At 50.7% G+C, this 4,305-nt stretch carries 6 protein-coding genes; 4 read left to right on the top strand and 2 right to left on the bottom strand.

Annotation, left to right across the window (positions count from 1 at the left end; translation table 11 throughout):
- Nucleotides 1-54: 54 nt before the first annotated feature.
- Complete coding sequence (locus tag H5U36_09330; protein ID MBC7218313.1) at nt 55-1,365, bottom strand: extracellular solute-binding protein; 1,311 nt, start codon at nt 1,363-1,365, stop codon at nt 55-57.
- A 154-nt stretch (nt 1,366-1,519) separates the two neighbouring features.
- Here H5U36_09330 and H5U36_09325 point away from each other — a divergent pair, with 154 nt between their 5' ends.
- From H5U36_09325 to H5U36_09310, 4 genes are all read left to right on the top strand, one after another.
- Entirely contained in the window at nt 1,520-1,831 is a 312-nt protein-coding gene (locus H5U36_09325) for an FtsX-like permease family protein (GenBank protein ID MBC7218312.1), read from the top strand.
- Nucleotides 1,824-2,594, top strand: coding sequence for an ABC transporter ATP-binding protein (locus tag H5U36_09320; protein ID MBC7218311.1), 771 nt, complete (start codon nt 1,824-1,826; stop codon nt 2,592-2,594). Before H5U36_09325 ends, H5U36_09320 begins: the two co-directional genes overlap by 8 nt.
- Before the next feature lie 397 nt (nt 2,595-2,991).
- Nucleotides 2,992-3,378: a HEPN domain-containing protein gene (locus tag H5U36_09315; protein ID MBC7218310.1), complete on the top strand. Its 387-nt coding sequence runs from the start codon at nt 2,992-2,994 to the stop codon at nt 3,376-3,378.
- Entirely contained in the window at nt 3,332-3,727 is a 396-nt protein-coding gene (locus H5U36_09310; GenBank protein ID MBC7218309.1) for a nucleotidyltransferase domain-containing protein, read from the top strand. The genes H5U36_09315 and H5U36_09310 overlap by 47 nt, the downstream gene beginning before the upstream one ends.
- Here H5U36_09310 and H5U36_09305 read toward each other — a convergent pair.
- Entirely contained in the window at nt 3,687-4,142 is a 456-nt protein-coding gene (locus tag H5U36_09305; protein ID MBC7218308.1) for a hypothetical protein, read from the bottom strand. The genes H5U36_09310 and H5U36_09305 overlap by 41 nt on opposite strands.
- Nucleotides 4,143-4,305: the final 163 nt, after the last annotated feature.

Below are 4,305 nucleotides of genomic sequence, written 5' to 3'. Positions count from 1 at the left end.
AAATAAGCACTTGCCCACCCTGTGATCCCACAGGGTGGGCAAGACCCTCCTTTCTTACTTCTTTCCAAACTTCTGTTTCAAATCGTTCCAGTACTTCGCCGACGCAGAGAGAGCGTCCTCGATGGAAACCTCTTTCAAAAGGGCTTTATGTATCTGCTCTCTCATAAAGATATCCCAAGTACCGTAGAAAGGCGTCATACCTTGCTTAGCTCTTGCAAGTTTCGCCTGCTCCTTCTCGATTTCTACGTTGCCCCACTGGTTAATAGCATTGACTACCTCGGGGTCGTCATAGAGAGGAAGTTGTGCAAAGCCCAAGCCCTTTTCTAAAGCCCACCTCTTTGCAACGACATAGGTACCGTCTGTCTTGCCCCCGAAGTAATTAAGGAATTTCCCGCACGCATCAATGACGTCCTGACCCCTCTTTACTGCCATATTCGTCATGCAGTAGAACCGCACAAATCCGACGCAGCTATGCGTTTCTCCAGGGAAAAGCGCTATGGAAAATTGCCCAGCAAGGTTGGTAACCGCAGGGTTATTGAGCTCCGCCAGGTTGTACTTGTTTACAAAGGTAAAGGCATGGTTACCAGCACCAAAGCTCTTCACCAGGTCTATCTCTCCCCAGGTCAGCGAAGCCGGATCAAGAATTTCGTGCGTGTTCAAAGCATCGTAGAGGAACTTCGTGGCTTTGTAAACGGCTCCGTCCTTTTCAAAGAGCGGATTCAACTCGGCATCGAACATGTTGCCGTTGGCGAAAGAGTATACCAAGGAAGTAAAGATCTCGATACTCTGTCCCTCGTTCTTTGCAAAGCAGAGCGCCAAGGGATACTTGCAAATCCCCTTCTCCTTAAGAACCTTCGATTGCTCTATAAGCTCATCAAGCGTCTGTGGTGGATTGTCGAAGCCAGCCTTTTTCAACATCTCCTTATTGTAGAGGAACACGACCATATCCGCGTAGTAGGGCAGACCGTAGAGTTTTCCTTGATAGGTCATTCCCTCCACAGCATAGGGCGCAAACTCTTTCTCGTAGTTCTTGAAATCGGGGAAATAGTCCTCAAGAGGCACAATCCAGTTAGCTGCCGCCCACTCCTGCAGCCAGTGGTCTGAGCCGTACATCACATCAGTAGGCGTATTTGCCAAAAACCTCTGTACAGCTATATCATGGTAGTCGAACCAGGAAAAGTCGCTGTAATTCACCTTAATGTTAGGATAGAGTGCCTCAAACTTTGCGATATTGTCTTTTACCGTTTCAACTCCGTAGGACCAGCTAATGAAATTGAGCTCAATAGTCTTATCTGCCGCAAAGGCACCAGACGCAAAACCAAAGATAACCAAAAGGGTCCCTACAAACAATAGCTTACGCATCATCCCACTCCTCCTTGTTTGTGGTTTTGCTCACACAGAAAGGCAAAAAGAACCTATTGCATGAGCTTCTTAAAATCATCTCACCTCCATTCGTATAAACCTGTATAAACAAGTACTTCTAACCCCACCTTTCACATTTTAAGTTGCTCAATTCTACTTGTCAACCTGCTGTTTAGGTTCACATCGTGTGGGACACTCTACAATTCCAGTATCTCTCAGGTACTCCCAGGGGGCTATTCTGGGTCTTTTCGGTTCCTCCCTTGGGGCTCTGGCCGGCTTTTTCCTCATCCGCTTTCTCCAGCAGGCTGCTCGGGCAAGCGGTGGAGCCATCTCCTTTTCGGTTACCGTGAATCCCTCGAATATACTCTTCATCGTCACCATCACCACTGTCGCCAGTCTCCTGGCGGCCATCTCTCCAGCCCGGCAGGCCGTCAAGCTCCTTCCCATCGAGGTGATTCGAAATGGATAGCTCTGTTCTGGTGGAGCTCCAGAAAGTCAACAAGGTCTACGGTGAGGTGGTAAAGTACCAGGTCCTCTTCGACATCGCCATGACCGTTCCCCGAGGTCAGTTCTTGGCGCTCATCGGACCATCAGGATCGGGGAAAACCACGCTTCTTAACCTCATTGGAGCCCTCGATCGCCCCACGAGTGGCCAGATTACCATTCGGGGACAGAATCTCAATCAACTTTCCGATGAGGAATTGGCTCGTTTCCGGAATAAGTTCCTGGGATTCATCTTCCAATTCCATTACCTCCTCCCCGAGTTCAATGCCTTAGAAAATGTGCTCATTCCCTACTGGATTGGTTTTGGGAAACCGAATCAAGAAACAGTCGAACGAGCCATGTACCTCCTCGAACAGGTAGGACTCAAGGATGCGATGAAAAAACGTGTCACCCTCCTCTCCGGAGGTCAGCAGCAGCGGGTGGCTATCGCTCGGGCTCTCCTCAACAATCCCCAGCTCATCCTGGCCGATGAACCTACCGGAGCCTTGGACACCAAAACTGGGGAACAGATCCTTGAACTCCTAGCCGAAATTCGGCGCCAATCGAACACTACCATGATCATGGTAACCCATAATCGGGACGTGGCCCTACAGGCTGACCGGGTCATCGAGCTCATCGATGGAAGGCTCTGCAAGGAGGTGTACCCTAAAAAGGTTGGCCTCAAAGAAGCCGCTGAAATACTGGAATCACATGCCTGCAATCTCGAGGAGGTAGAACCCTCTTCGTAAGCCAAGTCCTTGTTCTCTACCCGGTGGAGCAAGCCCTGGGCCATGGACATGGAGTTCAGCCCCAGGACAGCAGCGCCCGAGATTGCCTTAAGGCGAAAAGGACCTTGCAGTAGTCCCTGAGCTCTTTTGTGAACGAAACTCTGGTCGATCTACAAAAATTTTTTTTACCCCCCTTGACAGAGAGGGAGAGCTGTTGTACTGTATACTCACCACGGGTTCTGAGGAATCAGAAGACCGGAGGTTCAGGAGAAAGAACCTTCTCCCGCAAGGGATGAGGTTTGAAAGCCTGAATCTGAAGTGCCGAGGGGATTTGGTTCCTACCAGATTCTCCGGCGAGAAAAGGTTGGAAGGTTCGTTAGGACCCGTGGTTCTTTTTTAGGGAAAAGGATGCACGGAAGTGGCCACCCGCTACGAGGACTGGTTGAAACAGGCAGAAAGAGATTTGAGCCACGCCCGGCTCTCCTACGAGCACGGAGACTACGAGTGGGCGTGTTTTGCAGCCCACCAGGCTTCGGAAAAGGCGGTGAAGGCGCTTCATCTTTTCTTTGGACAGGAGGCGTGGGGACATGTGGTGGCCAGGCTCCTTCGAGAACTCCCTATCCCCGTCCCGGAAGAACTCATCGAGCGAGGTATGGTACTCGACGGTTACTACATTCTTCCCCGGTATCCCAATGGCTTTCCCGAAGGCGCTCCTTTTGAACACTTTGGGCCCCTGCAGGCTAAGGAGGCTTTAGAGCATGCCGGTGCGATCCTTGCATTTGTCCGTTCTCAGATGGCCCGATAGAGAAGAGGTAGAGGAAGCTTTCAGGAAGTGGGCTCAGGAGCAAAAAGAGCGCAATCCCAACATTCTGCGCATAGGGTACTTTGGGTCGTACGCTACATCGTCGTGGGGTGTGGGGAGTGACCTTGACATTATCATCGTGGTCAAAACCTGTGACAAGCCCTTTTACGAGCGTTCTCGTGATTTCGACGCCACCGGGTTACCTGTCCCCGCAGATATTCTGGTGTACACAGAGGAGGAACTTGCCAAGCTCAAAGGGCGTTTCGCCCAGGTGGTGCAGGAAGAAACGGTGTGGGTTGTCGAGGAAGAATCTACGAGAGCTTCCCAAGGAACGCCTCAAGGTCGGATTTGAATACTTCCCGCAGCGCAAGGGCATCCTGAAGGACTATGGACACCTTGCGCCTATCAAGCTCATACCCGTAGGCGTGCCGGAAGAAATGCCTGAAAGCCCGCAAGCTATTCAGCAACTGGAAGCTCTTTTCAGAAATGAGAGCAGGTCGCACACCTTCGATTTCAAGTTTCATTCTCCCAAGAAGCTCAGGATGGTACCTCGATCGGTCCTCAATGCTGTTCTCAAAGAATCCGGCTACAATCTTGAAAAGGTCTTCGTAGGCACAGTACAGGTTATGCAACTGGTAGGCCAGGCTCTCAAGCCCATGGACTCCTCTTTTTCTCCTTCTCTCCTCAATGCGATCGTATATCTTTGTGATTTCCCTCCACTGGGCCATTAACTCCGATTTCAAGAGGGAGAATCTTGCTTCCTCCATCGCTTCCCCTCCTTCATAGTGTCTCGTCAAGTATGTCTAGCCAGCATGATAGCTTCCCATCTCGATTGTTAGAATCCCAGGTGATGGTGTAAAAAGCCGTATGAATCACTGGGTGGCGAATGGGTTCCTTGACAAAAGAGGTCACTGGCGCCTTTCCTTCAGG

Source organism: Candidatus Caldatribacterium sp., from assembly GCA_014359405.1.
GTDB lineage: Bacteria > Atribacterota > Atribacteria > Atribacterales > Caldatribacteriaceae > Caldatribacterium > Caldatribacterium oleiphilum.
This window is presented reverse-complemented; position numbering and strand designations above follow the sequence as displayed.

Excerpts from the sequence above, each read along its gene's own strand:
- H5U36_09310 (MBC7218309.1), top strand. The coding sequence starts at position 3,332 with ATGCCGGTGCGATCCTTGCATTTGTCCGTTCTCAGATGGCCCGATAGA.
- H5U36_09305 (MBC7218308.1), bottom strand. The coding sequence starts at position 4,142 with ATGGAGGAAGCAAGATTCTCCCTCTTGAAATCGGAGTTAATGGCCCAG.
- H5U36_09320 (MBC7218311.1), top strand. The coding sequence starts at position 1,824 with ATGGATAGCTCTGTTCTGGTGGAGCTCCAGAAAGTCAACAAGGTCTAC.
- H5U36_09330 (MBC7218313.1), bottom strand. The coding sequence starts at position 1,365 with ATGATGCGTAAGCTATTGTTTGTAGGGACCCTTTTGGTTATCTTTGGT.